Here is a 24,430-nt window from a genome sequence, read left to right on the forward strand (position 1 = left end):
TGCTTCACGCAGCCCGGTCCGTGAAGAAGGCCACCAGGTCGCGGGCGAGGAGGTCGGGCTGCTCGACGGCGGCGAAGTGCCCGCCGCGCGGCATCGGGGTGTAGCGCGCGAGGTCGTAGAGGCGTTCGAGCCACTCGCGGGGCGGCACGCCCTCGGGGACGAACTGGTGGTCGAACCCGGCGTACGCCGTCGGCACGCGCACCCGCTGCCCGGGCCGGATCGGGTCGGCGTGCCACCGGTTGTCGTAGTAGTCGCGGAGGCTCTCGGTGACGGCGCCGTTCGCCCAGTAGACGGTGAGCGTGGTCAGCAGGAAGTCCCGCCCGACACCGGAGCGCGGGTCGGCCCACGAACGCCACTTCTCCAGCAGCCAGGCGGCGAGTCCGGCGGGGGAGTCGGTGAGGGCGTAGCCCAGGGTCTGCGGCTTCGTGGACTGGATCGCGCTGTAGCCGCGTTCCGTGTCGTCCCACCGCTGACGTACCCGAAGGAAGTCGAGCTCCGCGGGCGACGGGTCGTCGTGCCTGGGCGGATCCAGTTCCGGGGTGGTCAGGTGCAGGCCGATGACGGCGTCGGGGTGGTCGAGGGCCAGGTAGGTCGCGACACCGGCCCCGAAGTCGCCGCCGCCGGCGCCGTAGCGCCGGTATCCGAGCGCGGCCATCAGCCGGTGCCAGAGCCCGGCCACGTACCGGTAGTTGATCCCGGTGCGCGGCGGGCGCGGGGAGAAGCCGTAGCCGGGCAGCGACGGGATCACCACGTCGAACGCCGGCCCGGCGATCCCGTGCACGGCCGGGTCGGTGAGCAGCGGCACCAGCGGCAGGTACTCGACGAAGCTGCTCGGCCAGCCGTGGGTCAGCACGAGCGGGATGCCCCGGCCGTCGCGGGCCCGCTCGTGGACGGCGTGCACGGTGGCGTCGCCGAGGTCGACGACGCGGTGCTGGTGGGTGTTGAGGCGGCGTTCGTGGGCCCGCCAGTCCCACGCGGCCCAGTCGGTGACCAGGTCGCGGAGCGCGTCCAGGTCGGTGCCCTGCCGCCACGCCGGACCGGGCGCGGGGCCGGGCCAGCGGGTGCGCCGCAGGCGGTCGCGCAGGTCTTCCAGGACATCTTCGGGAACGTCCACAGCGAACGGCCGGATCATCCCGGAAGCGTATGCGGCGGACTCATCGCCGGGATGCTGCTCAGGCGTCCTGACCTAGCTTCCTAGGATGCCTTAGGCGGCGTGAGCCGCCACATCGACGGCAGCACAGCTGCCGGAAAGGGCCTTTCGTGCCAGGCTTGCCCGCATGGACTCCCGGGAGTGGATCGACGCGCTCGGCCCCGCGCTCGCCGTGCAGAAGGGCCTGCTGCACCGTCTCCTCGACGCGATCGAGCCGGATCAGCGCTGGGAGTGGCTCGAACTCGGCTGCTCGGTGGCCGACGGCCGGGGCGACGCCCTGTCGGACCTGGACATGGCGCTCGGCCACGCGGGGGAGAAGGCGCCCCCGGTCGACGACGTGACGGCGCTGCTGCGGGCGCTCGGTCCCGTCGTGGACTGCGCCGCCCGGCCCTGGGACGGCTTCACCCGCTGGTGGGTGCAGTACACCGACGGCGGCCAGATCGACCTCGTGGTGCTGCCGGCCGGCCGGCGACCCGGCCGGGCCCCGCGCAGTGTCGCGCTGCTGGACCGGACCGGCCGGCTGGCGGAGGAGTTCACGCCGTCGGCGCTGCGCCCGTCGCCCGAGGATCCCGGCCACTGGCTGCTGGACGGCTGGGAGGCCCTGGCGAACATCCACAAGTACCTGGCGCGCGGTTCCCACCTGGAGGCGGCCGAGCAGCTGCACCGCGTGCGCGAACGGATCTGCCAGCTGTGGGCGGTCGGGGAGGGGATCGACTATCCGGCGTTCGGGCTGACGAGCCTGCTCGACTTCGCGGCGCCGCCGCCCGGCATCGCCGCCACCTACGCCCCGCCGACCGCGAACGCCGTGCGCGCCGCCGCCCTGGCGAGCGCGGAACTGCTGCACCGGGCCGGACTGCACGCCCGGCCCGGGCTCGACACGCCGCTGCGGGAGTGGGTCACCCGCCGGTTGGCTCGGTGACGCCCGGCCTCACACGCCGGCCGGTTCCTTGACCGCCTTCTGGTCGAACTGCGTGCGGTACAGCTCCTCGTAGCGGCCGCCGCGCGCGAGCAGTTCGGTGTGGGTGCCGCGTTCGACGACGCGGCCGGCCTCGATGACCAGGATCTGGTCGGCGGCGCGGATCGTCGAGAGCCGGTGCGCGATCACCACGGCCGTGCGCCCGTCGAGGGCCTCGGTGAGCGCCTCCTGGACGGCCGCCTCGCTGGTCGCGTCGAGGTGCGCGGTCGCCTCGTCGAGCACCACGACGCGTTGGCGCGCCAGCAGGAGGCGGGCGATGGTGAGGCGCTGGCGTTCGCCGCCGGAGAGGCGGTAGCCGCGTTCGCCGACGACGGTGTCGAGGCCGTCGGGCAGGGCCTCCACGAGGGCGTCGAGGCGGGCGCGGCGCAGCACGTCCCACAGTTCGTCGTCGGTGGCGTCGGGGCGGGCCAGGCGCAGGTTGTCCCGGACGGACTCGTGGAACAGGTGGCCGTCCTGGGTGACCATGCCGAGCGTGTCCCGCACGGCGTCGGCGGAGAGGTCCCGCACGTCGGTGCCGCCGAGCCGGATGCTGCCGCGGTCGGCGTCGTACAGGCGGGGGAGCAGCTGCGCGATGGTGGACTTGCCGGCGCCGGAGGAGCCGACGAGCGCGATCATCTGGCCCGGTTCGGCCTTGAACGACACGCCGTGCAGCACCTCGACGCCGCCGCGGGTGTCGAGCTGGGCGACCTCCTCCAGCGAGGCGAGGGAGACCTTGTCGGCCGACGGGTAGCCGAAGTGCACGTCGTCGAACTCGACGGCGACCGGCCCGTCCGGCACGGTCCGCGGGTCGTCCTTCTCGGCGATGAGCGGCTTCAGGTCGAGGACCTCGAAGACGCGTGCGAAGCTGACGAGCGCGCTCATGATCTCGACCCGTGCACCGGCGAGGGCGGTCAGCGGGGCGTAGAGGCGGGTGAGCAGCAGCGCCAGCGCCACCACCGAACCGGCATCGAGGTCGCCGCGGATCGCGTAGAAGCCGCCGAGCCCGTAGACCAGGGCCAGCGCGAGGGCGGACACCAGCGTCAGCGCCGTCACGAACAGCGCCTGCAGCATGGCGCTGCGCACGCCGATGTCGCGCACCCGGGCCGCCCGCGCCGCGAACTCGGCCGACTCCTCCGCCGGCCGGCCGAAGAGCTTCACGAGGGTGGCGCCGGGGGCGGAGAAGCGTTCCGTCATGCGGTTGCTCATCGCCGAGTTGAGGTCGGCGGCCTCCAGGCTGAGCCGCGCGAGCCGGGCGCCCATCCGCCGCGCGGGCAGCATGAAGACCGGCAGGAGCAGCAGCGCCAGCAGGGTGATCCGCCAGGAGAGGCTGACCATCACGACGACGGTGAGCAGCAGCGTGACGAGGTTGCCGACGACCCCGGAGAGCGTGTCCGCGAACGCCCGCTGCGCCCCGATGACGTCGTTGTTGAGCCGGCTCACCAGCGCCCCGGTGCGGGTGCGGGTGAAGAACGCGACCGGCATCTTCTGCACGTGGTCGAAGACGGCGGTGCGCAGGTCGAGGATCAGTCCCTCGCCGATGCTGGCCGACAGCCAGCGCACGGTCAGGCCCAGCGCCGCGTCGGCGGCGGCGATGACGGCGATGATCACGGCGAGGCGCACCACGAGGCCGTCGTCGGCGCCGCGCACGATGGCGTCGACGACCCGTCCGGCGAGCACCGGGCCGGCGACGGCGAGGACCGCGCCGACGACGCTGAGCAGCGTGAACCGGATCAGCCGGCTGCGGTGCGGGCGGGCGAACCCGAGGATCCGCCGCACGGTGGCCATCGAGAACGGCCGCCGGTCCTGCTGGGTATTACTCGCGCGGTAAAGAGCGTGCCAAGCGGTCGCTTCCATGTCCATGAGGGGGAACGGTACGACCTCGACAAAGCTTGAGGTCAACTCGATTACCGGCCGGCGGACCATGATGGGGGACACTGTGCGGATGATCCTCCGGGTGCGCGAGGTCTCCCCTGTGGAGCCGGCGTTCGACGCGGTGTGCGCGCTGTTCGACGACTACCGTGCGCATTACGGCCGGCGGCGCGCTCCCCGCGACGTTCGGATCTGGCTCGGTGCCCAGGTGGCGGCCGGCCGGCTCGCCATCTACGCGGCGGCCGTGGACGGCACCCCGCGCGCGCTCGCGACGGCCACGGAGTCCTCGGCGTCCCTGGCGTTGGGCACGGCGTGGACGATCCGGGACCTGTGGGTGGATCCGCAGTTCCGCCGACGCGGCCTGGCGACGGAACTGGTGCGGGCGGTGGCCCGGGCGGCCCGGGACGCCGGCGCGCTGCGGCTGGGGCTGCAGACGGAGGTGGGCAACGAGGCGGCGCTGGATCTGTACCTGCGCCTGGGCTTCGAACGGGTCACCGGCCTGGAGATCCTCGCCTACGACCTGACCGACTACTGAGCCTTCCGCCGGCGCGCGCCGGTCACTTCTCCGGCAGCATGGCCGCCAGCCCGTCGAGCACCCGCGCCAGCCCGAACCGGTACGCGTGGTCCGGGTTGTACGCGGACTGCTGCGCCTCGCCGGCGGCGGCGCCCACGCGGGTCGCCAGCGGATAGCGGGCCGGGTCGAACACCTTCTCCAGCAGCGGCCCGTTGATCTCCCACCATTCGACATCGCTCATCGCCGAGTCCCGCGCGGCGGCCCGGGCGTCGGCGGCGGCGCGGGCGATCCCCGCGACGAACTCGAGCAGGAAGGTCAGCGCCGCGTCCTGGTCCACGTCGGCGAGCCCGAGGCCCTCCAGGGCGTTCAGCTCGTACTCGTACTTGGCGCAGACGCCGGGGCCGAGCGCCGGCCGGCTGGTGGAGCAGGCGGCGATCCACGGGTGCGCCTCGTACAGCGCCCGGTTGTCGTGCGCGACGGCGGTGAGCCGGTCCCGCCAGTGCGCCCCGGCCGGCTCGGTGCGCGCCATCGCGCCCAGCGCCCGGTCGAACATGAGCTCGACCAGCGTCGCCTTGTCCGGAACGTAGGTGTACAGGGTCATCGGCGCGACGTCGAGGGCCTGCGCGACGCGCCGCATGGTGACGGCGTCCAGCCCGTCGGCGTCGGCCATGCCGATGGCGGTGTCGACGATCCGGTCGACGGTGAGCGTCTGTCGGGGGCCGCGCGGGCTGGCCGATACGGCACCGCTGTCCCGCCAGAGCAGGGCGAGCGTTCGGGCCGGATCGGCGGCGCGGCGTTCGGTCGGCACGGCGCCATCCTTTCAGACGTTCTCTCTGTACGCTGTACAGTGTACGATGTACGGCGTGACGATCGAAGTGGAACAGCTGAGAAAGCGTTACGGCGCCGACAGGCCCGCCCTGGACGGGTTCGACCTGCGGGTCGAGCGGGGCGCGGTGCACGCCCTCCTCGGCCCGAACGGCGCGGGCAAGACCACGGCCGTGCGGATCCTCGCCACGCTGTTGCGCCCCGACGGCGGCACGGCCCGGGTCGCCGGCCACGACGTGGTGCGCGAGGCGAAGGCGGTGAAGCGCCGGATCGGCCTGGTCGGCCAGCAGCCCGCGCTCGACGAGGCCCTGAGCGGCAAGCAGAACCTCGACCTGTTCGCCCGCCTGCACCACCTGACCGCGAAGGAGGCGGCGACCAGGGCGGACGAGTTGCTCGAACGCTTCGACCTGGCGGACACCGGCGACCGCCCCGTGAAGAAGTACTCCGGCGGCATGCGGCGCCGCCTCGACCTGGCCGCGTCGCTGATCCTCGCGCCGGCGGTGCTGTTCCTCGACGAGCCGACCACCGGGCTCGACCCGCGCGGGCGGGGCGAGGTCTGGGCCGCCGTGCGCGCCCTGACGGCGGCCGGCACGACGGTCCTGCTCACCACGCAGTACCTCGACGAGGCAGACCAGCTGGCCGACCGGATCAGCGTGCTCGCCGCCGGCCGCACGATCGCCGAGGGCACCCCGGACGAGCTGCGCGGCCTGGTCGGTGGCGACCGCATCGACGTCACCGCCCGCCGCCCCGAGGACCTGGCCGCGGTCACCGCCGCCGTGACCCGCGCGACCGGCGTCGCACCGGAGCGGGACGCCGACCGGTGGCGGGTCAGCGTCGAGGTCGCCGACCGGATGACGGCCCTGTCCGCGCTGATCCGCGAACTCGACGGCGCAGGCCTCACCGTCGAGGACATCGCCGTGCGCCGGCCCACCCTCGACGAGGTCTTCCTGCAGCTGACGGAGGTGGCCAAATGATCTGGGCGATCCGGGACGGCTGGACGATCACCCGCCGGGACCTGCTGCACTGGCGCAAGGACCCCGGCCCGGTCCTCATCGGGCTGTTCTTCCCGGTGATGCTGGTGCTGATGTTCGGCTACCTGTTCGGCGGCGGGATGGCCGTGCCGGGCGATGGGGACTACCGGGAGTTCCTGGTGCCGGGCGTCTTCGGCATGGTGATGGTGTTCGGGATCGAGGCGACGTTCACCGCCGTGGCGGCGGACGCGTCCAAGGGTGTGACGGACCGGTTCCGGTCGCTGCCGATGGCCGCCTCGGCGGTGGTCACCGGGCGGGCCGGGGCGGACCTGTTGAACTCGTTCGCCGGGCTGGGCGTCATGGTGGCCTGCGGGCTGGTCGTCGGGTGGCGGTGGCACGACGGGGTGGGCGCCGCCCTGGCCGGGCTGGGGCTGCTGCTCTACCTGCGCTTCGCACTGCTGTGGGTGGGCATCTGGCTCGGGCTGGTGGTCAAGGGGCCGGAGGCGATCCTGGCGTTGCAGATCCTGGTGTGGCCGATCGGCTTCCTGTCCAGCGCGTTCGTCGGGCCGGAGTCGATGCCGGGCTGGCTGGGCACCGTCGCCGCGTGGAATCCTCTGTCGGCGAGCGTGTCGGCCGCCCGGGACCTGTTCGGCAATCCGAACTGGGGCGGCACCGGGCACGACCTGCTGCTCGCAGTGGCCTGGCCGACGTTGATCACGGCCGTGTTCCTGCCCCTGTCCGTGCGCCGCTACCGGAGGATGTCCAGGTGAACGACGAGATCGTGATCGAGGGTGCGCGGGAGAACAACCTGCGCGGCGTGTCGGTCCGGATCCCCAAGCGGACCATCACGGCGTTCACCGGCGTCTCCGGCTCCGGCAAGTCGTCGCTGGTCTTCGACACCATCGCCGCCGAGGCGGGACGGCAGCTCAACGAGACGTTCACGATGTTCCAGCGCAACTTCCTGCCCCGCTACGGGCAGCCGGCGGTGGACCGGATCGAGAACCTCTCGGCGGCGATCGTCGTCGACCAGCGCCGCCTCGGTGGCGGTTCGCGCTCGACGGTCGGCACGGTCACCGACATCTACACGCTGCTGCGGCTGCTGTACTCCCGGGCCGGGCGGCCGTTCGTCGGCTACTCGAACGCCTTCTCGTTCAACGATCCGCAGGGCATGTGTCCCGAGTGCGAGGGGCTGGGCCGGGCGACCACGCTGGACCTGGAGAAGTTCCTCGACCGGTCGAAGTCGCTCAACGACGGGGCGATCCGGCACCCGGACTTCAAGGTCGGCACCTGGTACTGGAAGCTGTACGCCGCCTCGGGGCTGTTCGACCCGGACCTGCCGATCGAGGACTACCCGCCGGAGCGGCTGGAGCTGTTCCTGCACGCCATCGGCGAGAAGATTCCGGTCGAGTGGCAGGGCGGCACGATCAACGCCTCCTACGAGGGCGTCGTCGCGCGGTTCACCCGGCTGTACATCAAGAAGGACGCGGCGGCGATGTCCGAGCGCAACCGCGCCGTCTTCCAGCGCTTCATCACGACGGTGACCTGCCCGCTGTGCAAGGGCGCCCGGCTGTCGCAGGCGGCGCTGGCGTGCGAGATCGAGGGCTGGTCCATCGCGGACCTCGCCGCCATGGAGGCGACCGAGCTGGTCTCGGTGTTGCGGTTGTTCACGTCCGACGAGGCCGAGCCGGTCGTCGTCACCCTGGTCGAACGCCTTCGTGAGCTGATCGACATGGGACTGGGCTACCTGTCCCTGGACCGCGCCACGTCGAGCCTCTCCGGCGGGGAGTCGCAGCGGGTCAAGATGGTGCGGCACCTGGCCAGCAGCCTCACCGACATGATGTACGTCTTCGACGAACCGAGCGTCGGCCTGCACGCCCGGGACGTGCGGCGGCTCAACGACCTGCTGGCGAAGCTGCGCGACAAGGGCAACACGGTGCTGGTGGTCGAGCACGACCCGGACGTCATCGAGTCGGCCGACTTCGTGGTGGACCTCGGCCCCAGGGCCGGCGCGCACGGCGGCGAGATCGTCTACACCGGAACGGTCGCCGGCCTGGCCCGCACGCAGACGCTCACCGGGGAGTTCCTGCGCCACCGGATGCCGCTCAAGGAGCTGTCCCGGCAGCGGACCGGGGTGCTGCCGGTGCGCGGGGCGAACGCCCACAACCTGCTGCACGTGGACGTCGACTTCCCCACCGGCGTGCTGACCGTGGTGACCGGGGTCGCCGGTTCGGGGAAGTCGTCGCTGGTCAACGGCGAGTTCCTGAAGCAGCACCCGGGTGCGGTGGTGATCGACCAGTCGGCGGTGGGCGTGTCGAGCCGTTCCAACCCGGCGACGTACACGGGGATCATGGACGAGATCCGCAAGCTCTTCGCCAAGGCGAACGGGGTCGCGGCGGGGCTGTTCAGCTTCAACTCCACCGGTGCCTGCCCGACCTGTCAGGGGCACGGCGTGATCTACACCGACCTGGCGTACCTGGAGGCGGTGCGCACGCCGTGCGAGACCTGCCGGGGGCGGCGGTTCCGGCCGGAGGTGCTGGAGTACACGCTGCGCGGCAAGTCCATCTCGGACGTGCTCGACCTGACGACCGAGGAGGCGGCGGCGTTCTTCGCCGAGAAGAAGCTGAAGCCGGTGCTGAGCGCGATGGCCGAGGTCGGGCTGGACTACCTGACGCTGGGGCAGCCGCTGTCGACGCTCTCCGGCGGCGAGTGCCAGCGGATCAAGCTGGCGACGCAGCTGCACAAGGAGGGCGCGGTGTACGTCCTCGACGAACCCACCACCGGCCTGCACATGTCGGACGTCGGCCACCTGCTGCGGGTCTTCGACCGGCTGGTCGACGGCGGCAACTCGGTGATCGTCATCGAGCACAACCTCGACGTGATCAAGAACGCCGACTGGATCGTCGACCTGGGGCCCGAGGGCGGCACCGGCGGCGGCCGCGTCGTCTTCGAGGGGACGCCGCGGCAGATGGTCGACGGCGGGCGCGGGCACACCGCCGACCACCTGCGGCGGGCCGTCGGCTAACGCACCCGGCGGAAGTGGAACGGGCAGGTCGGCCCGCCCTCCGCGAGCGTCGTGGCGCGGGTGGCCACGAAGCCGTGGCGGGCCGGGTCGACCGCCTCCAGCCACGCCGTGTCGAACGCGCACAGCACCGGCGTCAGGTGCGCGGCGCCCCGACCGCGCAGGTACTCGAGGTAGCCGCACCGGCGCACGTCCTGGTGCAGGTGCGCCGGTCCCTCGTCGCGGTCGAACGTGAACTCGACGCCGAAGTCCGTCGTCTCCCGCTTCTTCGCCAGGGCGGCCATGGCGGCGAACGGATCGTCGGCGCCGTCGAGGAATTCCCGCGTCGACCGCGCGGTCCACTCCCGAAACGGTGCGGTGAACGCCTCGCGCAGCAGGTCGAGCAGGTCCTGATGCCGCGCCGGGCCGAACCGCGGCGACAGGACCTCCCAGGCGGCGAGGACCGCGGTGGTGTAGCGGCGGTTGTAGCGGGCCGGCGGGTCGGGCAGCTCGCCCGAGGCGGCCAGCAGTGCGGCCTGCCGGGCGCGGATCTCTTCGACGTGCGGGGTGTCCAGGTGGGCGAGGAACGCGTCCACGATGGCGACGCTCGACGCGTCGGGGTCCCAGTGGGACATGGTCGGTGGTCCTTCCGGTAGGAGGCGTGCTGGACGGAGCCAGCGCGCTCCACCGACCTACCGGCGCTGCGGTGCCAGCTTACGGCGTTCCGTCGAGGAGAGGAGAGCCAGCAGGACGAGCAGGGCGGCGCCCAGGTAGGCGGCACTGAAGTCCCACCTCGCGGCCACGCTCGCGAGGGCCGCCAGGCCGAGCGCGCCGCCCACCTGCTGGGTGGTGTTGACGATCCCGGAGGTCACCCCGGCCGCGGCGTCGTCGGCACCGGACATCGCCCGGGCGAAGAGCACCACGACGGACGCCCCGAACCCGGACCCGAGCAGCGCCAGCGCCGGGAACAGATCGACCGCGTAGTGCCCGTCGGCCGGCGCCCGGGTCAGGAGCAGCAGCCCGGCGACGATGAGCGCGAGCCCACCGGCGAGGACGGCCCGCTCCCCGTAGCGGGCCGTCAACCGGCCGGCGAGCCCGAGCGACACCACCGCGATGAGCACCGGCGCCGGCAGGAACGCCAACCCGGTGGCGACCGCCCCGTAGCCCAGCACGTCCTGCAGGTACAGCGCCGTCAGGAACTGGAACCCGAACATGCCCGCCACCAGCAGCAGCATCGTCAGGTTGGCCGGACGCACCAGCCGCAGCGGCATCAGCGGCGCGGCCGCGGTCGCCTGCCGGGCGACGAACCCCGCGATCAGCAGCACCGCCGCGACCCCGCTGAGCGGCGACGGGCCGACGATGGCGTAGACGCCCAGCATCAGCCCGGCCGTCCCGAGCACCGCGCCCGGCACGTCGGCTCCCGCACTCAGGCCGAGCCCGCGCTCGGCCGCGAACAGCCGGGGCACCAGGGCGACGGCCACGACGCCGATCGGCACGTTGATGATGAAGATCCAGTGCCAGCCGGCCGTCTCGGTCAGCACGCCGCCGAGGACGAGCCCGAGCGACGAGCCCGCCGCCTGGGTGAAGCTGTAGACGCCGAGGGCCTTCGCCCGTTCGGCCGGGGCGGGGAAGAGCGTCACGACCATGCCGAGCGCCACGGCCGAGGCCATCGCCCCGCCGACCCCCTGGACGAAGCGGGCGACCACGAGCACCGCCGCGCTGCCGGCGAACCCGCACAGCAGCGACGCGGCGGTGAACAGCACGAGCCCGGCCAGGAACACCCGCCGCCGCCCCACGAGGTCGCCGACCCGCCCGGCGAGCAGCAGCAGCCCGCCGAACGCGATCAGGTAGGCGTTCACCACCCAGGCCAGCCCGGCGCCGTCGAACCCGAGGTCGCGGCCGATCACCGGCAGCGCCACCGCGACGATGCTGCCGTCCAGGACGACCATGAGCGTTCCGGTGCAGAGCACCACGAGCGCCATCCATCTGTTCACCGGGACTCCCACGTTGCCTTTGGTGCACGACTTGTAACGGGGTCCATGTTTTGTGACTCTGGAGGGCGGCGTAAGGAGGCACTTTCATGTCACCGAGGAACACCGATGTGTCCGCGCAGGTGGACGAGCTGCCCGCCGTCTGCTCTGTGATCGAGGTCCTCAACCGGGTCAGCGGCAAGTGGGCGATCGGCATCCTCATCGAGGCGACCCGCGGACCGGTCCGCTTCACCGAGCTGGAACGCGCGATCAACGGCATCAGCCGCCGCATGCTCACCCTGACCCTGCGCAACCTCGAACGCGACGGCCTTCTCGAGCGCACCGTCTACCCGACCGTGCCGCCGAAGGTCGAGTACGAGGCCACGCCGCGGGCCCGGGAGCTGTACGAGTACCTGATGGGCCTGACCGGCTGGGCCGAACGCCACCGGGGTGCGATCGCGGCCGCCCGCGCCGACTACGACCGGCGTGAAGGCGCCGTCGCGTGAAGTGGATGGAGACCCGGCGCTGGTACCGCTGGTTCGGCGAGGTCGAGGCGGGCCGCGTGTCGCCGACCTACGAGCGGCTGGGGCGGGCCGTCGCCGGGGACGCCGTTCTGGTCGAACGCCTCGACGCCCTGCCGAAGTGGAAGCGCCAGCCGAACCTGCTCTTCGGCGTGACCCGCTATCTCGGCGGGCCGGTGGAGGACCCGGACGCGTCCCGGGCGTGGGTGCTGGCGCACTGGGACCGGGTCGTCGCGGAGATGTCGCGCCGCAGCACGCAGACCAACGAGGCGGGCCGGTGCGCACCCCTGCTCCCGCTGCTCGCCGCGCTCCCGCAGCCCCTGGCACTGCTGGAGGTCGGCACGTCGGCCGGTCTCTGCCTCTACCCCGACCGCTACGCCTACGACTTCGGCGGCCACCGGCTGGGTACCGGCCCCGTCACGCTCACCTGCGCCGTCGCGGGCCCCGTGCCGCTGCCGAGCGAACTCCCGACCGTCGTGTGGCGGGCCGGGCTGGACCTCAACCCGCTCGACCCCGGTTCGGCGGAGGACCTGCGGTGGCTGGAGGCGCTGGTCTGGCCCGAGCAGGAGCACCGGCGCCGACGCCTGCGTGCGGCCGCGGCCGTCGCGGCATCCGAACCGCCGCTGGTGGTCCGCGGCGACCTGCGCACCGACCTGCCCGACCTCGCCGCGCGGGCACCCGCCGACGCGACCCTCGTGATCATGCACACCGCCGTGCTGGCCTACCTCGAACCGGCCGAGCGGGAGGCGTTCGCGCGGACGGTCACGAAGCTGCCCGGACACTGGATCTCCAACGAGGGCGGCGCCGTCTTCCCGTGGCAGTCCGAGGCCGCAGGGCTGCCGCCCGAGACGGCCGCCCGGTTCGTCCTCGCGCTCGACGACCGGGCGGTAGCGTTGAGCGAGCCGCACGGCGCGTCACTGACCTGGCTCGAAACAAACGGGGTGTAGCCATAGGGTTCGCTGTTGTCGTCGGACAGGGGGCGCCGGTGGATCTGCACACGGTCACGGAGGTGGTGAGCCCGGCCGTTCCCGGGGACTGGCGGGCGGGCGACGCCTGGCTCGCCGGCGGCACGGCGCTCTTCTCCGAGCCCCGGCCGTCCGTGACGCGGCTGCTCGACCTCACCACCGCCGGCTGGGAGCCGCTGACCGCCGCGGCCGACGGGCTGGAGATCGCGGCCACCTGCACCGTCGCGACGCTCTACGCCTTCGAGGGATCGCCGGCCTGGTCGGCGTGGCACGCTCTCGCGCGCCGGTGCTGCGAGTCGTTCCTCGCGTCGTTCAAGATATGGAACGTCGCCACGGTCGGCGGCAACCTCTGCGCGGCACTGCCGGCCGGGCCGATGATCACCCTGACGGCCGCCCTCGACGGCTCCTGCCTGCTGCTGGGGCCCTCGTCGCGGCGGGTCGTGCCGGTGACCGCGCTGGTGACCGGCGACGGGACCACCTGCCTGCGCCCCGGCGAACTGCTGCGCTCGATCCACCTGCCGGCCGCCGCGCTCGACGGCTCCGCGGCGCTGCGGCAGGGCTCGCTGCACCCGCTGGGGCGCTCGGCGGTGCTGCTGGCGGGACGGCTCGGCGCCGCCGGCTTCGCGCTGACCGTGACCGCCTCGACCCGGCGGCCGTTCGTGTTCCGCTTCCCGGCGCTGCCCTCCGCCGGCGGGCTCGCCGCCGCCCTGGACTTCGGGCTCGGGGACGCCGACTGGGTCGAGGACGTGCACGGCTCGCCCGCCTGGCGCCGGCACCTCACGTACCGCTACGCGGAGGAGATCCGCCGCGAACTGGCGGGCGCCTGATGGAGGTCAACGGCGTCGCCGCCGGGGATGCCCCGCGCCCGGGCCAGTGCCTGCGCACCTACCTGCGGGAGCAGGGGTGGTTCGGGGTGAAGAAGGGCTGCGACGCCGGGGACTGCGGGGCATGCACGGTGCACGTCGACGGGGTGCCGGTGCACAGCTGCCTGTATCCGGCGTTCCGGGCGGTGGGGCGCCGGGTGACGACGATCGAGGGGCTGGATCATCCGGTCCAGCAGCGGTTCCTGGACGCGCAGGGGTTCCAGTGCGGGTTCTGCACGGCCGGCATGATCATGACCGTGGCGGCGCTCGCGTCGACGGAGGACCTGCCCCGTTCGCTGAAGGGGAACCTCTGCCGGTGCACCGGCTACCGGGCGATCACCGACGCCGTCAACGGGGTGCGGCACGCCGCCTCGCCCGCCGCCGGGGAGGCGGTCGGGGCGAACGTTCCCGCGCCCGCCGGGCCGGACGTGGTGACGGGTGCGGCGCGGTACACCTTCGACGTGGACCTGCCCGGGGCGGCGCACCTCAAGGTGCTGCGTTCGCCGCATCCGCACGCGCGGATCGTCGCGGTGGACGACACGGCCGCGCTGGCGGTGCCCGGCGTGCGGCTGGTGCTGACCCATCGCGACGCGCCGCTGCGCCGGTACTCCACCGCCCGCCACGAACATCCCGAGGAGGACCCGGCCGACACGCGGGTCCTCGACGACGTGGTGCGGCACGTGGGGCAGCGGGTCGCGGCGGTGGTCGCCGACACCGAGGCCGCCGCGGAGGAGGGGTGCCGCCGGCTGGTGGTGACGTACGAGGTGCTGCCCTTCGTGCTGGATCCGGTCGCGGCGCTCGCGCCCGACGCGCCGCAGGTGCACGGCCCGGTCGACGGCGTCGCGGCGCCCGACGGGCTTTCCGCGCCGGAGCGTTTTTCGGCGCCGGGCAATGTCGCGGGTGCGGCGCACGGCGAGGTCGGGGACGTCGCGGCCGGGCTGGCGGAGGCGGACGAGGTGTACACGGCGACGTTCCGGACGCACCGCGTCGCGCACGCCGCGCTGGAGACGCACGGCGCGCTCGCGTGGTTCGACGACGACGGGCGGCTGTGCGTGCGGACCAGTTCGCAGACGCCGTTCCTGACCCGGCGTGCGCTGTGCGCCCTCTTCGACCTGCCGATGGAACGCCTGCGCGTGGTCACCGGCCGGGTCGGCGGCGGCTTCGGCGGCAAGCAGGAGATGCTGGCCGAGGACCTGGTGGTGCTCGCCGCGCTGCGCCTCAACCGGCCGGTGCGGTGGGAGTTCACCCGTGCCGAACAGTTTGTCGGCGCGACCACGCGGCACCCGTTCACCGTCACGGTGACGGCCGGCGCGCGGCGGGACGGGACGCTGACCGCGCTCGCCCTCGACGTCGTCTCCGACACCGGCGCCTACGGCAACCACGGCCCGTCCGTGCTGTACCACGGCTGCCACGAGTCCCTGTCGGTGTACCGCTGCCCGAACAAGAAGGTCGACGGCCGGGCCGTCTACACGCACACCGTGCCGGCGGGCGCGTTCCGCGGCTACGGGCTGGGGCAGGTGTCGTTCGCGGTCGAGCAGGCCCTGGACGAACTGGCCCGCCGGCTCGACCTCGACCCGCTCACGCTGCGCGAACGCAACGTCGTGCGGCCGGGCGAGGAGATGCTCGCGCCGGCGTCGCACGCCCCCGACCTGATCATCGGCAGCTACGGGCTGGACGCGTGCCTCGACGTGATCCGCACCGCCCGGGCGGAACCGCCGCCGCCGGCGCCCGAGGGCTGGCTCACCGGTGAGGGTTCGGCGGTCGCGATGATCGCCACCGGACCGCCGGGCGGCCACTTCGCCGACGCCACGGTGCGCGTCCTGCCCGACGGCCGGTACGCGATCGCCGTGGGCACCGCGGAGTTCGGCAACGGCAGCACGACCGTGCACACCCAGCTGGCCGCGCAGGCGTTGGGCACGACGGTCGACCGGATCACGCTCACCCAGTCCGACACGGATCTCGTCCGGCACGACACGGGCGCGTTCGCCTCGACCGGAACGGTCGTCGCCGGCGCCGCCGTGCTGCGGGCCGCCGAGTCGTTGCGCGACCGGCTGCGGAAACTGGGCGCGGTGCGCCTCGGCGTGGCGCCCGAGGACTGCGTGCTGACCCCCGACGGCGTCGCCATGGCCTCGTCCGGGGGTGTGCGGTTCGTGCCGCTGGCCGACCTCGCGGGTGAGTCGGCCGAGGGGCACTGGACGGGCAGCCCGCGCTCGGTGGCGTTCAACGTGCACTGGTTCCGGATCGCGGTCGACCCCGGCACCGGCGAACTGCGCATCCTGCGCAGCGTCCACGCCGCCGACGCCGGCCGGGTGATGAACCCGATGCAGTGCCGCGGGCAGGTGGAGGGCGGCGTGGCGCAGGCGCTCGGCGCGGCCCTGGCCGAGCACGTGGACATCGACGCCTCCGGTGCCGTGACGACGGCGGCGTTCCGCCAGTACCACCTGCCGACGATGGCAGACGTGCCGCCGACCGAGGTGGTGTTCGTGGAGACCGTCGACACGATCGGTCCGATGGGGGCCAAGTCGATGAGCGAGAGCCCGTTCAACCCGGTGGCGCCGGCACTGGCCAACGCCCTGCGCGACGCGACCGGGGTGCGGTTCACGCGTACGCCGTTCACGCGGGATCTGATCTGGCAGACGCTGAACGGTGGCGCGCGGGCTCAACGGGTAGCGTCGGGATCATGACCATCGCAGTCCTGGGGACCGGGATCATGGGCAGTGCCCTGGCGCGCAACTGGCTGCGGGCCGGCCGGGCGGTGCGGGTGTGGAACCGCACGGCGTCGCGCGCGAAGCCGCTCGCCGACGACGGGGCCGTGGTCTGCGGCACCCCCGCCGAGGCCGTGGCGGGCGTGGACACCGTCGTGACGATGCTGTTCGACGCCGAGGCCGTGGCCGGCGCGATCATCGACGCGGCACCCGCGCCAGGAACGCTGTGGGTGCAGACCAGCACCGTCGGCGTGGCCGGCGCGCAGCGGCTCGCGGCGCTGGCCGCCGAACGCGATCTGGTGTTCGTGGACGCGCCGGTGGTCGGCACCCGCCAGCCGGCCGAGCAGGGCACGTTGACCGTCCTGGCGTCCGGCCCGGACGAGGTGCGCGGCCGGGTGGAGGCGCTCTGCGGGCCGATCGCCGCGCGGGTGCGCTGGCTGGGCGCGGCCGGTACGGGCAGCCGCCTCAAGCTCGTCCTGAACAGCTGGTTGGGCAACGCCGTCGCGGCCACCGGGCAGGCGCTCGCGTTGGCGGACGGGCTGGGTGTGCAGCCGCGCCTCTTCCTCGAACTGATCGAGGGCGGGCCGCTGGACATGGCGTACGCGCACCTCAAGGGCGGGGCGATGCTGGCCGGCGAGTACCCCACGGCGTTCCCCCTGAACGGCGCCGCGAAGAATATGGCGCTGGTCGTGGCGGCCGCCGGGGACGCGGGTGTGGACGCGTCGTTGACGGCGGCGGCGCGGGACCTGTTCGCGGCGGCGGCCGACGGCGGGCACGCCGAGGCGGACATGGCGGCCGTCTACGAGGCGATCAGGGTGCGGTGAGTGTCACATCACGCTGTGCAGCCGGTCGTTTCGCGGCTATTTTCCTGAGGCAAACGGCGTCGGAGGGAACGACATGGAGCCTGAGCCCCGTCCCAACACCCCGGTCGCGGCGCTGACAGAGCTGTTGGCGGGCAACGATCGCTTCGTCACCGGCCGGCGGGTCCACCCGCATCAGGACGCGCACTACCGGGCCTCGCTGGCGGCGGAGCAGCGGCCGTTCGCGGTGGTCTTCGGCTGTTCGGACTCGCGCCTCGCCGCCGAGATGATCTTCGATCGCGGGCTGGGGGACCTGTTCGTGGTCCGCACGGCGGGTCACATCCTCGGGGCCGAGGTGCGCGCCAGCATCGAGTACGGCGTCAGTGTGCTCGGCGCGGCGCTGGTGGTGGTGCTGGGGCACGACTCGTGCGGTGCGGTGAAGGCGGCGCACGACGTGCTGGCCGGTGACACGGCGCTGGCCGGCGAGCTGACCCCGATCGTCGAACGCGTCGTGCCCAACGTGCGGTTCGCGCACCGGCAGGGTGTCACGGATCCCGACCGGGTGGCCGAGATCCACGTCCGGCGCACGATCGAGACCCTGCTGACCGGCGATTCGGCGACGACCCGCGCCGTGGCGGAGGGCCGCTGCGCGGTGGTGGGCATGTCGTACCGGCTGGCGGAGGGGCGGGTGTCGGTGCTGGGCGCCGATCCCCTCGCCGAGGACCGGCTGGACGCCGCCTAGCCTTATGTCCTAGCGTCCTAGGATGCCTTAGGCGGTGTGATCGCAAGCGATCACCCCAGAAGAGCCCCTATTAAAGAAGATTTCGAGCCTTTCGGGCTCGTGCGGGGTGGGAGTGCTCTCAAGTGGTGGCGGCTATGCGACTGCCACCACGGTGATCGCGTCCTCGTCGCGTTCCACCGTCGGCGTCAGGCCGGCCGCCGACAGAATCGCGGCGGCCGCCGGTGCCTGGTGCGCGCTCGCCTCCGTGAACAGGTGGCCGCCGGGCGTGAGCCAGGTGCGGGCCGACGCGGCAACCCTTCGCAGCACGTCCAGTCCGTCCGGGCCGCCGTCGAGGGCGACCGGCGGTTCGTGGTCGCGCGCCTCGCGGGGCATGAGGGCGAGGCCGGCCGTCGGCACGTAGGGGACGTTCGCCAGCAGCACGTCGACCCGTCCGTGCAGCGCCGGCGGGAGCGGTGTGTAGAGGTCGCCGTGGTGGGCGTGGCCGATGCCGGCGAGGTTGCGGGCGGCGCAGGTGGCGGCGTTCGGGTCGATGTCGACGGCGTGCAGCGTGTGGAGCGGTCCGGCGAGGTGGTGGAGGGCGAGGCCGAGTGCGCCGGTGCCGCAGGCGAGGTCGACGACGGTGGCGTGCGGTGGGGTGCGGGTGGCGGCGCGGTGGACGAGGTGTTCGGTGCGGTGTCGGGGGACGAAGACGCCGGGGTCGACGCCGATGCGGAGGCCGCAGAATTCGGCCCAGCCGAGGACGTGTTCGAGGGGTTCGCCGGTGGCGCGTCGTTCGACCAGGGTGTCGAGGTGGGTGGGGTCGTCGGTGGCGGCGGTGAGGAGGGCGGCCTCTTCTTCGGCGAAGACGCAGCCGGCGGCGCGGAGCCGGTCGACGACGAGTGGGGTGATCAGGTCGGGCACACCGTTGAGTGTGGACCGGGTGCCCGACCTGGTCATGTTCCTGGGCGGTTACTTGTGGTCGGCGCCGCGCAGGAGGGCCAGTACCGCGCGGTTGAGCGGGACGGGCACGTGGTGGGTGTCGCCGAGGCGGACGACGGCGCCGGTGATGAGTTCGTGTTCGGTGGTGCGGCCGGCGAGGCGGTCGTAGAGCATCGAGGTGCCGTCGTCGGGGGCCATGCCGTCGTAGAGGTGGAACGTGTGCCGGATGTCGTTGTCGGTGAGGTGGGCTCCGGTGGCGACGCCGACGGCGCGGACCTCGTCGAGGAGTGCGCGGGCGAGGTGGCGGACGGAGGGGTTCTGCAGGACGCCCATGCGTTGGGTGGTGACGGCGGTGATGGGGTTGGCGGCGGCGTTGATGAGGAGTTTTCGCCAGGCGGCGGTGTGGAAGTCGGCGGTGGTTTCGACGGTGATGTCGGAGCCGCCCAGGAGGCGGGCGAAGCGGGTGCCGGCGTGGGTGTCGGGGACGGTGATGGTGCCGCCGAAGCGGTGCAGGACGTGGCCGGGTGCGAGGACCTCTGCGGCGATCATGACGAGGGCGGGGACGAGTCCGGTGGCGGTGGGCATGAGGGGTTGGAGGCGTTCGTGGTGGTCGACGCCGTTCTGGAGGGCGACGACGGTGGTGTGGGGGTCGAGGAGGCGGTCGAACCAGGCCTTGGCGGCGCTGCGGGTGTCCTGGGCCTTGGTGGTGAGCAGGATCCAGTCGGCGGGTTGCGCGTCGGCGGGGTCGACGATGACGGGGATGTCGAGGTGGCGGTGGGTGTCGTCGCGTTCGATGACGAGGCGGGGTGGGCGTCGTCGGGCGTACAGGACGACGTGGTGGCCGGCGTCGTGGGCGGCTGCGGCGGCCATGGTGCCGACGGCGCCGGCGCCGATGACGGCTACGCGGGTTCGTCTGGTGGACATGCCTCGTGCCTCTCGTCTAACTGAGAATAGTTTCGCAGTTAGGGAGGATGCCGGCCATGTTTTACGGGCGCGTTTCGTGGGGCCGGTCGCGTTATCAAGGTCATAGAATCGCCGGGTGCCGGAGCGTGCCCGTCGTAGTGACGCCCGGCGTTCCCGGGCGGCCCTGTTGGGCGCCGTCGGCGAGTTGCTCGCCGAGCGGGGTCCGGAGTTCGCGCTGACGGAGGTGGCGGCGCGGGCGGGGGTGTCGACGGCGACGGCGTACCGGCATTTCTCGGATACGCCGGCGGCGGTGGACGCGTTCGTCGAGGACATGATCGTGAGCCTGTTGGCGGCGTTCGACGCGTTGCCGAGTGTCGACCCGCTGGCCGATGTCCGGGCGTTGTGCCGGGAGTGGGTGGTGCGGGCGGCGCGGTGGGGGGCGGCGTCGGTGTACACGCGTTCGCCGCGGGGGGTGCTGGCGCGGCGGGACGCCGGGGATCCGCTGCTCGTGGGGCTGTACGACCGGTTGGCGGCGCGGGTCGAGGCGGGGATCGCGGCCGGGGTGCTGCCGGAGCAGGACGTGCGGTTCGCGGTGTTGATGTGGGCGACGCTGTTGGACGAGCGGGTGGTCCTCGACCTGGTGGGTTCGTCGGGGTGGGCGACGGAGGACGTGGTGGACCGGTTGACGGCGGCGTTGCTGCGTGTGCTGGGCTGGCCCGGTGATCACGCGTACTGAGGTGGATGTGGCGGCGCGGCGGATCGCGGGTCGGGTGCGGCGTACCCCGGTCAGCGAGGCGGTGCCGGGCGCGGTGTGGTTCAAGCACGAGTATCTGCAGGTTTCGGGGTCGTTCAAGGCGCGTGGGGCGTTCAACCGGATCCTGTCGGCGGAGGTGCCGGCGGCGGGGGTGATCGCGGCGTCGGGCGGTAACGCGGGGATGGCGGTCGCGTATGCGGCGCGGGCTTTGGGGGTGCCGGCGGAGGTGTTCGTGCCGGTGTCGGCGCCGCCGGTGAAGGTGGCGAAGCTGCGGCGGCTCGGGGCGTCGGTGGTCCAGGTGGGTGCCGAGTACGCGGAGGCGTTCCACGCGGCGCTCAAGCGCGCCGCGGATTCGGGTGCGTCGTTCGTCCATGCCTACGATCAGGTCGAGGTCTGCGCCGGTCAGGGCACTCTTGCGGTCGAACTGGCGGAGCAGGTGCCGGTCGACACGGTGCTGCTGGCGGTCGGTGGTGGTGGCCTGATGGCCGGCGTCGCGGCGGCGTTGGAGGGGCGGGCGCGGGTGGTGGCGGTGGAGCCGGTGTCGGCGCCGACGCTGCATCGGGCGTTGGCCGCCGGGGAGCCGGTCGACGTGGCGGTGTCGGGCGTTGCGGCGGACTCGTTGGGGGCGCATCGGGTCGGTGCGATCGGCTTCGATGTGGCGGTGCGCACGGGTGTGCGCAGTGTGCTGGTGTCGGATGCCGATGTGGTGGCGGCGCGGCTGCGGCTGTGGGACGAGTTCCGGGTGGTGGTGGAGCACGGGACGGCGTCGGCGTTGGCGGCTCTGGACGCCGGTGTCTATCGGCCGGAGCCGGGGGAACGGGTGGCTGTGCTGTTGTGCGGGGCGAACACGGATCCGTCGGATCTGGGCTAGCCGGCCGGCTTTCCGAGGGCGGCGGCGAGTTCCCGTTGCGGGTAGGGCGCGGTGTGGTCGCCGGCGAAGAGGCGGCGGTAGAAGGCGTTCATGACGGCGGCGGCCGGGGCGTGGCGGCGGATGACGGGCGAGTCGCAGGGGGCGCCGGCGGCGTAGGCGTCGATGCGGGCGTGGCGGGTGGCGGCGTCGGTGTGGCCGTCCACTGTGGACACGAGCCAGTTGACGAGGACCATGGCGGCGTAGCCGAGGTCGTGGTCGCGGTGTGCGTCGACGAACGCGGCCTCGTCGGCGTCGAGGTCGAAGCGGGGTGAGGTGGCGAGGCCGAGGTCGGCGATGTAGAGGCGTTCGCCGTCGGTGAGGATGTTGCCGGGGTGGGCGTCGAAGTGCAGCAGCCCGGTGGCGTTCAGCGCGGGGATGTCGGTGTGGAGGCGTTCCTCCAGCCAGTCGGCGGCGTCGGGGCCGTGTGCGTCGAGGAACGCCCGCAGGGTCTGCGGGATGTGTTCGAGGAAGAGCACGATGCCGGCGGTGGCGTTGGTGATGGCGTCGAGGCGGGGGCGCAGCGCGGGGTGCATCGGGTCGGTGGGCGCGGGTTGTGTGCCGGGCAGGACCCGCCAGTGGTAGAGCAGGGGGAAGGCGCCGCTCGCCCCGGTGAGGACCGCGTCGGTGGTGATGACGTTGGCGGCGAGTTCGCGCCAGGCGCCGAAGCCGGGTGAGTTGATGCCGTACTGCCAGTGGGTGGCGAGCCCGAACAGGTTGGCGGTGGAGTGCGGGTGGGCGCGTTCGACGTCGGTGAGCGGGATGCGTTTGGCGAACACGCGTACTGCGTCGACGTCGAGTACGCGGGCGGTGCCGCCGATGCCGGAGCGGGTGATCGGTGTGGCGTCGAGAAGTTCGACCAACTGCTTGTCGCTGCGTACGGCGAGCGTGTCGGCGACGGTCCGGTAGCGCGCGAGCCGTGCCGTCGTCATGTCCTGGCGCGGTCGGCGTGGCCGAGGGGACGGCCGGGTAGGCCGGTGTCGCGGACCCGGCGCTTCAGCTCGACGATGTCGGGGAATCCGCCGTCGGCCTTGCGGTCCCAGACGGTGGTGCCGTCGACGGCGACGACGAAGACGCCTCCGGTGCCCGGTCGCAGGGTGATTCCGCCGAGCTCGGTGCCGAACGTCTGCAGCAGTTCCTGCGCGACCCAGCCGGCGCGCAGGAGCCAGTTGCATTGCGTGCAGTACTCGACGGTGACGTGCGGTGCGGTCATGCCGGAACCCTATCCGGCGGCGGGCAGGCGTACTTCGACGGTGAGTCCGCCGGAGGGCCGTGGTGTCGCGGTCCAGGTGCCGGTGTGCGCGTCGACGACGGCGTCGACGATGGCGAGTCCGAGGCCGTGGCCGCCGGTGCGGCCGCCGCCGCGTTGGAACGCCCGTCGCAGCCGGCCGATGTCGTCGTTGTCGAGGTGGGGGCCGGTGTTCTCCACGGTGAGCACGGCGGTGCCGGCGCGGGCGTCGGTGCGGATCCAGACGGTGCCGCCGTCGGTGTTGTGTCGCACGGCGTTGTCGACGAGGTTGCGCAGCAGCAGTTCCAGCTGGGCGGGGTCGCCGTCGACGGGTGCCGGGTGCAGTGCCGTGTGGACCGTCGGCCCGGCCGGTGGTGCCGCGCGGGCGGCTTCGGTGGCGGCGTGTGCGAGGTCGACGGTTTCGTGGCGGGTGTGCTGTCCGGCGCGGGCGAGGGCGAGGAGGCTGGCCAGGAGGCGTTCGCTGCGGTGGGCGGCGGTGATGACGGTGGCGAACGCGCGCCGGTAGTCGGCCTCGGTGCGGTGCGGGCGGGACAGGGCCTTCTCGGCGGCCGTTTGGATGATCGTGAGCGGGGTGCGCAGTTCGTGGGAGGCGTTCGCGGCGAAGAGGCGCTGTGCCTGGAACGCGCGGCCGAGCCGGTCGAGCATCGTGTTGAACGCCTCGACGAGGGTGTGCAGTTCGTCGGCGGGTCCGTCGTGGGTGATGCGTTCGGAGAGGGTGTCGTGGGATAGGCGTTCGGCGACGGCGGTGACGGTGCGCAGCGGACGCAGTGCGCGGCTGGCGACGAGCCAGCACACGACGAGGGAGACGGCGGCGAGGGCGGCGAACAGCAGCGCCGACTGGTACAGGATGGCGCGCAGCGTCTCCTCGCGGGCGCTGTTGATGAGGGCGGCGGCGGTGTCCAGGTCCTGCGCGGGCTGGGCGGGTCCGGCGATGACGGTCTGCGACGGGTCGGCAGCCACGGCCGGTACGAGTTTCAGGAGGAGGGTCGAGTTCGCGGAGAACAGCTGGCGGCGGGCCAGCAGGTACACCGTGACGAGCAGGACCCCGCCGGTGGTGACGAGGACGGCGGCGTACCAGAGGGTCAGGCGGGTGCGGATGGTCAGTCTCATCGCAGCCGGTACCCCCGTCCGATGACGGTCTCGATCGGATCGGGCGGGCCGAGTTTCTGGCGCAGTGTCTTCACGGTGGTGCGGACCGCGGTGGTGAACGGGTCGGCGTGTTCGTCCCATACCCGGTCGAGGAGCCGTTCGGCGCTGACCAGTTCGCCGTCGGCGCGCAGCAGTTCCTCCAGCAGCCCGAACTCCTTGCGGGCCAGTTGGACGTGGCGGTCGCCGCGGCGGACCCGGTGCCGGCCGACGTCCATGCTGAGGTCGCCGCGGCGCAGGATGTTCGGCAGCCGGGTGGGTGCGCGTCGGCCGAGTGCGGCCACCCGGGCGAGGAGTTCGGTGAACGCGAACGGCTTCGGCAGGTAGTCGTCGGCGCCGAGCATGAGGCCCTCGACCCGTTCGTCGACCGAGGCGGCGGCGGTGAGCATCAGTACCCGGGCCGGTGAACCGGAGCCGACGAGGGCGGTGCACACGTCGTCGCCGTGGACCACGGGCAGGTCGCGGTCGAGGACGACGACGTCGGGGCGGATCTGCGCGGCGCGTTCGAGCGCGGTGGCGCCGTCGTGGGTCACGTCGACGACGAGGCCCTGTTCGCGTAGCCCGTCGGCGAGCAGTTCCGCCAAGGTCTCGTCGTCCTCCACCACCAGCACCCGCATGATCCCAGTGTGCGGGAGGCCGGTGTGGTGTCCGTGTGTGGTCGGCGCACACGGCGACGCCACCGTCGAGCGCGCACGATCACCGGCC

24 protein-coding genes are annotated in these 24,430 nt (G+C 73.0%); 13 read left to right on the forward strand and 11 right to left on the reverse strand.

What is annotated here, in order from left to right; genetic code table 11:
* Positions 1-4: 4 nt before the first annotated feature.
* A complete protein-coding gene (locus tag Val02_RS12165) occupies positions 5-1,132 on the reverse strand; it encodes an epoxide hydrolase family protein (protein WP_203899077.1) in 1,128 nt (375 codons plus the stop codon).
* A 145-nt stretch (positions 1,133-1,277) separates the two neighbouring features.
* Here Val02_RS12165 and Val02_RS12170 point away from each other — a divergent pair, with 145 nt between their 5' ends.
* Complete coding sequence (locus tag Val02_RS12170) at positions 1,278-2,069, forward strand: hypothetical protein (RefSeq protein ID WP_203899078.1); 792 nt, start codon at positions 1,278-1,280, stop codon at positions 2,067-2,069.
* Between the two features lie 9 nt (positions 2,070-2,078).
* On the opposite strand, the gene Val02_RS12175 is transcribed toward Val02_RS12170, so the two are convergent.
* Positions 2,079-3,965, reverse strand: coding sequence for an ABC transporter ATP-binding protein (locus Val02_RS12175; protein WP_203899079.1), 1,887 nt, complete (start codon positions 3,963-3,965; stop codon positions 2,079-2,081).
* 82 nt (positions 3,966-4,047) lie between these two features.
* On the opposite strand from Val02_RS12175, the gene Val02_RS12180 reads away from it, so the two are divergent.
* A complete protein-coding gene (locus Val02_RS12180; RefSeq protein WP_203899080.1) occupies positions 4,048-4,509 on the forward strand; it encodes a GNAT family N-acetyltransferase in 462 nt (153 codons plus the stop codon).
* A gap of 22 nt (positions 4,510-4,531) precedes the next feature.
* Here the strand turns inward: Val02_RS12180 and Val02_RS12185 are convergent, their stop codons facing one another.
* The gene (locus tag Val02_RS12185; protein WP_203899081.1) at positions 4,532-5,296 is read right to left on the reverse strand and encodes a TetR/AcrR family transcriptional regulator; all 765 of its coding nucleotides are present in this window, start codon (positions 5,294-5,296) and stop codon (positions 4,532-4,534) included.
* Positions 5,297-5,342: 46 nt separating this feature from the next.
* Between Val02_RS12185 and Val02_RS12190 the strand changes: the two genes are divergently transcribed.
* From Val02_RS12190 to Val02_RS12200, 3 genes are read left to right on the forward strand one after another with little or no spacing between them, the layout of a single operon-like run.
* Positions 5,343-6,287, forward strand: a complete 945-nt coding sequence (locus Val02_RS12190) for an ATP-binding cassette domain-containing protein (protein ID WP_203899082.1) — start codon at positions 5,343-5,345, stop codon at positions 6,285-6,287.
* The gene (locus Val02_RS12195; protein ID WP_203899083.1) at positions 6,284-7,054 is read left to right on the forward strand and encodes an ABC transporter permease; all 771 of its coding nucleotides are present in this window, start codon (positions 6,284-6,286) and stop codon (positions 7,052-7,054) included. The genes Val02_RS12190 and Val02_RS12195 overlap by 4 nt, the downstream gene beginning before the upstream one ends.
* Positions 7,051-9,306 carry an ATP-binding cassette domain-containing protein gene (locus tag Val02_RS12200; RefSeq protein WP_203899084.1) on the forward strand — a complete coding sequence of 752 codons (2,256 nt, stop codon included), beginning with the start codon at positions 7,051-7,053 and terminating at the stop codon, positions 9,304-9,306. Before Val02_RS12195 ends, Val02_RS12200 begins: the two co-directional genes overlap by 4 nt.
* Here Val02_RS12200 and Val02_RS12205 read toward each other — a convergent pair.
* Both Val02_RS12205 and Val02_RS12210 read right to left on the reverse strand, forming a co-directional pair.
* Positions 9,303-9,917, reverse strand: coding sequence for an L-2-amino-thiazoline-4-carboxylic acid hydrolase (locus Val02_RS12205; protein ID WP_203899085.1), 615 nt, complete (start codon positions 9,915-9,917; stop codon positions 9,303-9,305). The genes Val02_RS12200 and Val02_RS12205 overlap by 4 nt on opposite strands.
* A gap of 57 nt (positions 9,918-9,974) precedes the next feature.
* Positions 9,975-11,276, reverse strand: a complete 1,302-nt coding sequence (locus tag Val02_RS12210; protein ID WP_239152758.1) for an MFS transporter — start codon at positions 11,274-11,276, stop codon at positions 9,975-9,977.
* A gap of 86 nt (positions 11,277-11,362) precedes the next feature.
* Between Val02_RS12210 and Val02_RS12215 the strand changes: the two genes are divergently transcribed.
* The 6 genes from Val02_RS12215 to Val02_RS12240 all read left to right on the forward strand — a co-directional run bounded on the left by Val02_RS12215 (position 11,363) and on the right by Val02_RS12240 (position 17,848).
* Positions 11,363-11,758, forward strand: coding sequence for a winged helix-turn-helix transcriptional regulator (locus tag Val02_RS12215; protein ID WP_203899087.1), 396 nt, complete (start codon positions 11,363-11,365; stop codon positions 11,756-11,758).
* Positions 11,759-11,763: 5 nt separating this feature from the next.
* Positions 11,764-12,720, forward strand: coding sequence for a DUF2332 domain-containing protein (locus tag Val02_RS12220; protein ID WP_203899185.1), 957 nt, complete (start codon positions 11,764-11,766; stop codon positions 12,718-12,720).
* Between the two features lie 38 nt (positions 12,721-12,758).
* Positions 12,759-13,565 (forward strand): FAD binding domain-containing protein, encoded by an 807-nt coding sequence (locus Val02_RS12225; RefSeq protein WP_203899088.1) that lies wholly within the window; start codon positions 12,759-12,761, stop codon positions 13,563-13,565.
* Complete coding sequence (locus Val02_RS12230) at positions 13,565-16,285, forward strand: molybdopterin-dependent oxidoreductase (RefSeq protein WP_203899089.1); 2,721 nt, start codon at positions 13,565-13,567, stop codon at positions 16,283-16,285. Before Val02_RS12225 ends, Val02_RS12230 begins: the two co-directional genes overlap by 1 nt.
* Positions 16,282-17,130, forward strand: coding sequence for an NAD(P)-dependent oxidoreductase (locus tag Val02_RS12235; protein ID WP_239152759.1), 849 nt, complete (start codon positions 16,282-16,284; stop codon positions 17,128-17,130). The genes Val02_RS12230 and Val02_RS12235 overlap by 4 nt, the downstream gene beginning before the upstream one ends.
* A 73-nt stretch (positions 17,131-17,203) precedes the next feature.
* Positions 17,204-17,848: a carbonic anhydrase gene (locus Val02_RS12240; RefSeq protein ID WP_203899090.1), complete on the forward strand. Its 645-nt coding sequence runs from the start codon at positions 17,204-17,206 to the stop codon at positions 17,846-17,848.
* Between the two features lie 132 nt (positions 17,849-17,980).
* Here the strand turns inward: Val02_RS12240 and Val02_RS12245 are convergent, their stop codons facing one another.
* Together Val02_RS12245 and Val02_RS12250 are read right to left on the reverse strand one after the other, a co-directional pair.
* Complete coding sequence (locus Val02_RS12245) at positions 17,981-18,748, reverse strand: putative protein N(5)-glutamine methyltransferase (RefSeq protein ID WP_239152761.1); 768 nt, start codon at positions 18,746-18,748, stop codon at positions 17,981-17,983.
* Between the two features lie 48 nt (positions 18,749-18,796).
* Positions 18,797-19,690, reverse strand: coding sequence for a 2-dehydropantoate 2-reductase (locus tag Val02_RS12250; protein ID WP_203899092.1), 894 nt, complete (start codon positions 19,688-19,690; stop codon positions 18,797-18,799).
* A gap of 115 nt (positions 19,691-19,805) precedes the next feature.
* On the opposite strand from Val02_RS12250, the gene Val02_RS48180 reads away from it, so the two are divergent.
* Together Val02_RS48180 and Val02_RS12260 are read left to right on the forward strand one after the other, a co-directional pair.
* A complete protein-coding gene (locus tag Val02_RS48180; protein WP_203899093.1) occupies positions 19,806-20,405 on the forward strand; it encodes a TetR/AcrR family transcriptional regulator in 600 nt (199 codons plus the stop codon).
* Positions 20,389-21,294, forward strand: coding sequence for a threonine/serine dehydratase (locus Val02_RS12260; protein WP_203899094.1), 906 nt, complete (start codon positions 20,389-20,391; stop codon positions 21,292-21,294). The genes Val02_RS48180 and Val02_RS12260 overlap by 17 nt, the downstream gene beginning before the upstream one ends.
* On the opposite strand, the gene Val02_RS12265 is transcribed toward Val02_RS12260, so the two are convergent.
* The 4 genes from Val02_RS12265 to Val02_RS12280 are packed head-to-tail and all read right to left on the reverse strand — an operon-like array spanning position 21,291 to position 24,342.
* Positions 21,291-22,262, reverse strand: coding sequence for a BUD32 family EKC/KEOPS complex subunit (locus Val02_RS12265; protein WP_239152763.1), 972 nt, complete (start codon positions 22,260-22,262; stop codon positions 21,291-21,293). The genes Val02_RS12260 and Val02_RS12265 overlap by 4 nt on opposite strands.
* Complete coding sequence (locus Val02_RS12270) at positions 22,259-22,543, reverse strand: Rdx family protein (protein WP_203899095.1); 285 nt, start codon at positions 22,541-22,543, stop codon at positions 22,259-22,261. Before Val02_RS12270 ends, Val02_RS12265 begins: the two co-directional genes overlap by 4 nt.
* 9 nt (positions 22,544-22,552) lie before the next feature.
* The gene (locus Val02_RS12275) at positions 22,553-23,689 is read right to left on the reverse strand and encodes a sensor histidine kinase (protein ID WP_203899096.1); all 1,137 of its coding nucleotides are present in this window, start codon (positions 23,687-23,689) and stop codon (positions 22,553-22,555) included.
* On the reverse strand, positions 23,686-24,342 hold the full coding sequence (locus Val02_RS12280) for a response regulator transcription factor (protein WP_203899097.1): 657 nt from the start codon (positions 24,340-24,342) through the stop codon (positions 23,686-23,688). The genes Val02_RS12275 and Val02_RS12280 overlap by 4 nt, the downstream gene beginning before the upstream one ends.
* Between the last annotated feature and the right edge of the window lie 88 nt (positions 24,343-24,430).

Origin of the sequence: Virgisporangium aliadipatigenens (assembly GCF_016863615.1) — a bacterium.
In the GTDB taxonomy this organism is placed as follows: Bacteria; Actinomycetota; Actinomycetes; order Mycobacteriales; family Micromonosporaceae; genus Virgisporangium; species Virgisporangium aliadipatigenens.

Excerpts from the sequence above, each read along its gene's own strand:
- Val02_RS12165 (WP_203899077.1), bottom strand. The coding sequence starts at position 1,132 with ATGATCCGGCCGTTCGCTGTGGACGTTCCCGAAGATGTCCTGGAAGAC.
- Val02_RS12170 (WP_203899078.1), top strand. The coding sequence starts at position 1,278 with ATGGACTCCCGGGAGTGGATCGACGCGCTCGGCCCCGCGCTCGCCGTG.
- Val02_RS12175 (WP_203899079.1), bottom strand. The coding sequence starts at position 3,965 with ATGGACATGGAAGCGACCGCTTGGCACGCTCTTTACCGCGCGAGTAAT.
- Val02_RS12180 (WP_203899080.1), top strand. The coding sequence starts at position 4,048 with ATGATCCTCCGGGTGCGCGAGGTCTCCCCTGTGGAGCCGGCGTTCGAC.
- Val02_RS12190 (WP_203899082.1), top strand. The coding sequence starts at position 5,343 with ATGTACGGCGTGACGATCGAAGTGGAACAGCTGAGAAAGCGTTACGGC.
- Val02_RS12195 (WP_203899083.1), top strand. The coding sequence starts at position 6,284 with ATGATCTGGGCGATCCGGGACGGCTGGACGATCACCCGCCGGGACCTG.
- Val02_RS12205 (WP_203899085.1), bottom strand. The coding sequence starts at position 9,917 with ATGTCCCACTGGGACCCCGACGCGTCGAGCGTCGCCATCGTGGACGCG.
- Val02_RS12215 (WP_203899087.1), top strand. The coding sequence starts at position 11,363 with ATGTCACCGAGGAACACCGATGTGTCCGCGCAGGTGGACGAGCTGCCC.
- Val02_RS12220 (WP_203899185.1), top strand. The coding sequence starts at position 11,764 with ATGGAGACCCGGCGCTGGTACCGCTGGTTCGGCGAGGTCGAGGCGGGC.
- Val02_RS12230 (WP_203899089.1), top strand. The coding sequence starts at position 13,565 with ATGGAGGTCAACGGCGTCGCCGCCGGGGATGCCCCGCGCCCGGGCCAG.
- Val02_RS12235 (WP_239152759.1), top strand. The coding sequence starts at position 16,282 with ATGACCATCGCAGTCCTGGGGACCGGGATCATGGGCAGTGCCCTGGCG.
- Val02_RS12240 (WP_203899090.1), top strand. The coding sequence starts at position 17,204 with ATGGAGCCTGAGCCCCGTCCCAACACCCCGGTCGCGGCGCTGACAGAG.
- Val02_RS12250 (WP_203899092.1), bottom strand. The coding sequence starts at position 19,690 with ATGTCCACCAGACGAACCCGCGTAGCCGTCATCGGCGCCGGCGCCGTC.
- Val02_RS12265 (WP_239152763.1), bottom strand. The coding sequence starts at position 22,262 with ATGACGACGGCACGGCTCGCGCGCTACCGGACCGTCGCCGACACGCTC.
- Val02_RS12270 (WP_203899095.1), bottom strand. The coding sequence starts at position 22,543 with ATGACCGCACCGCACGTCACCGTCGAGTACTGCACGCAATGCAACTGG.
- Val02_RS12275 (WP_203899096.1), bottom strand. The coding sequence starts at position 23,689 with ATGAGACTGACCATCCGCACCCGCCTGACCCTCTGGTACGCCGCCGTC.
- Val02_RS12280 (WP_203899097.1), bottom strand. The coding sequence starts at position 24,342 with ATGCGGGTGCTGGTGGTGGAGGACGACGAGACCTTGGCGGAACTGCTC.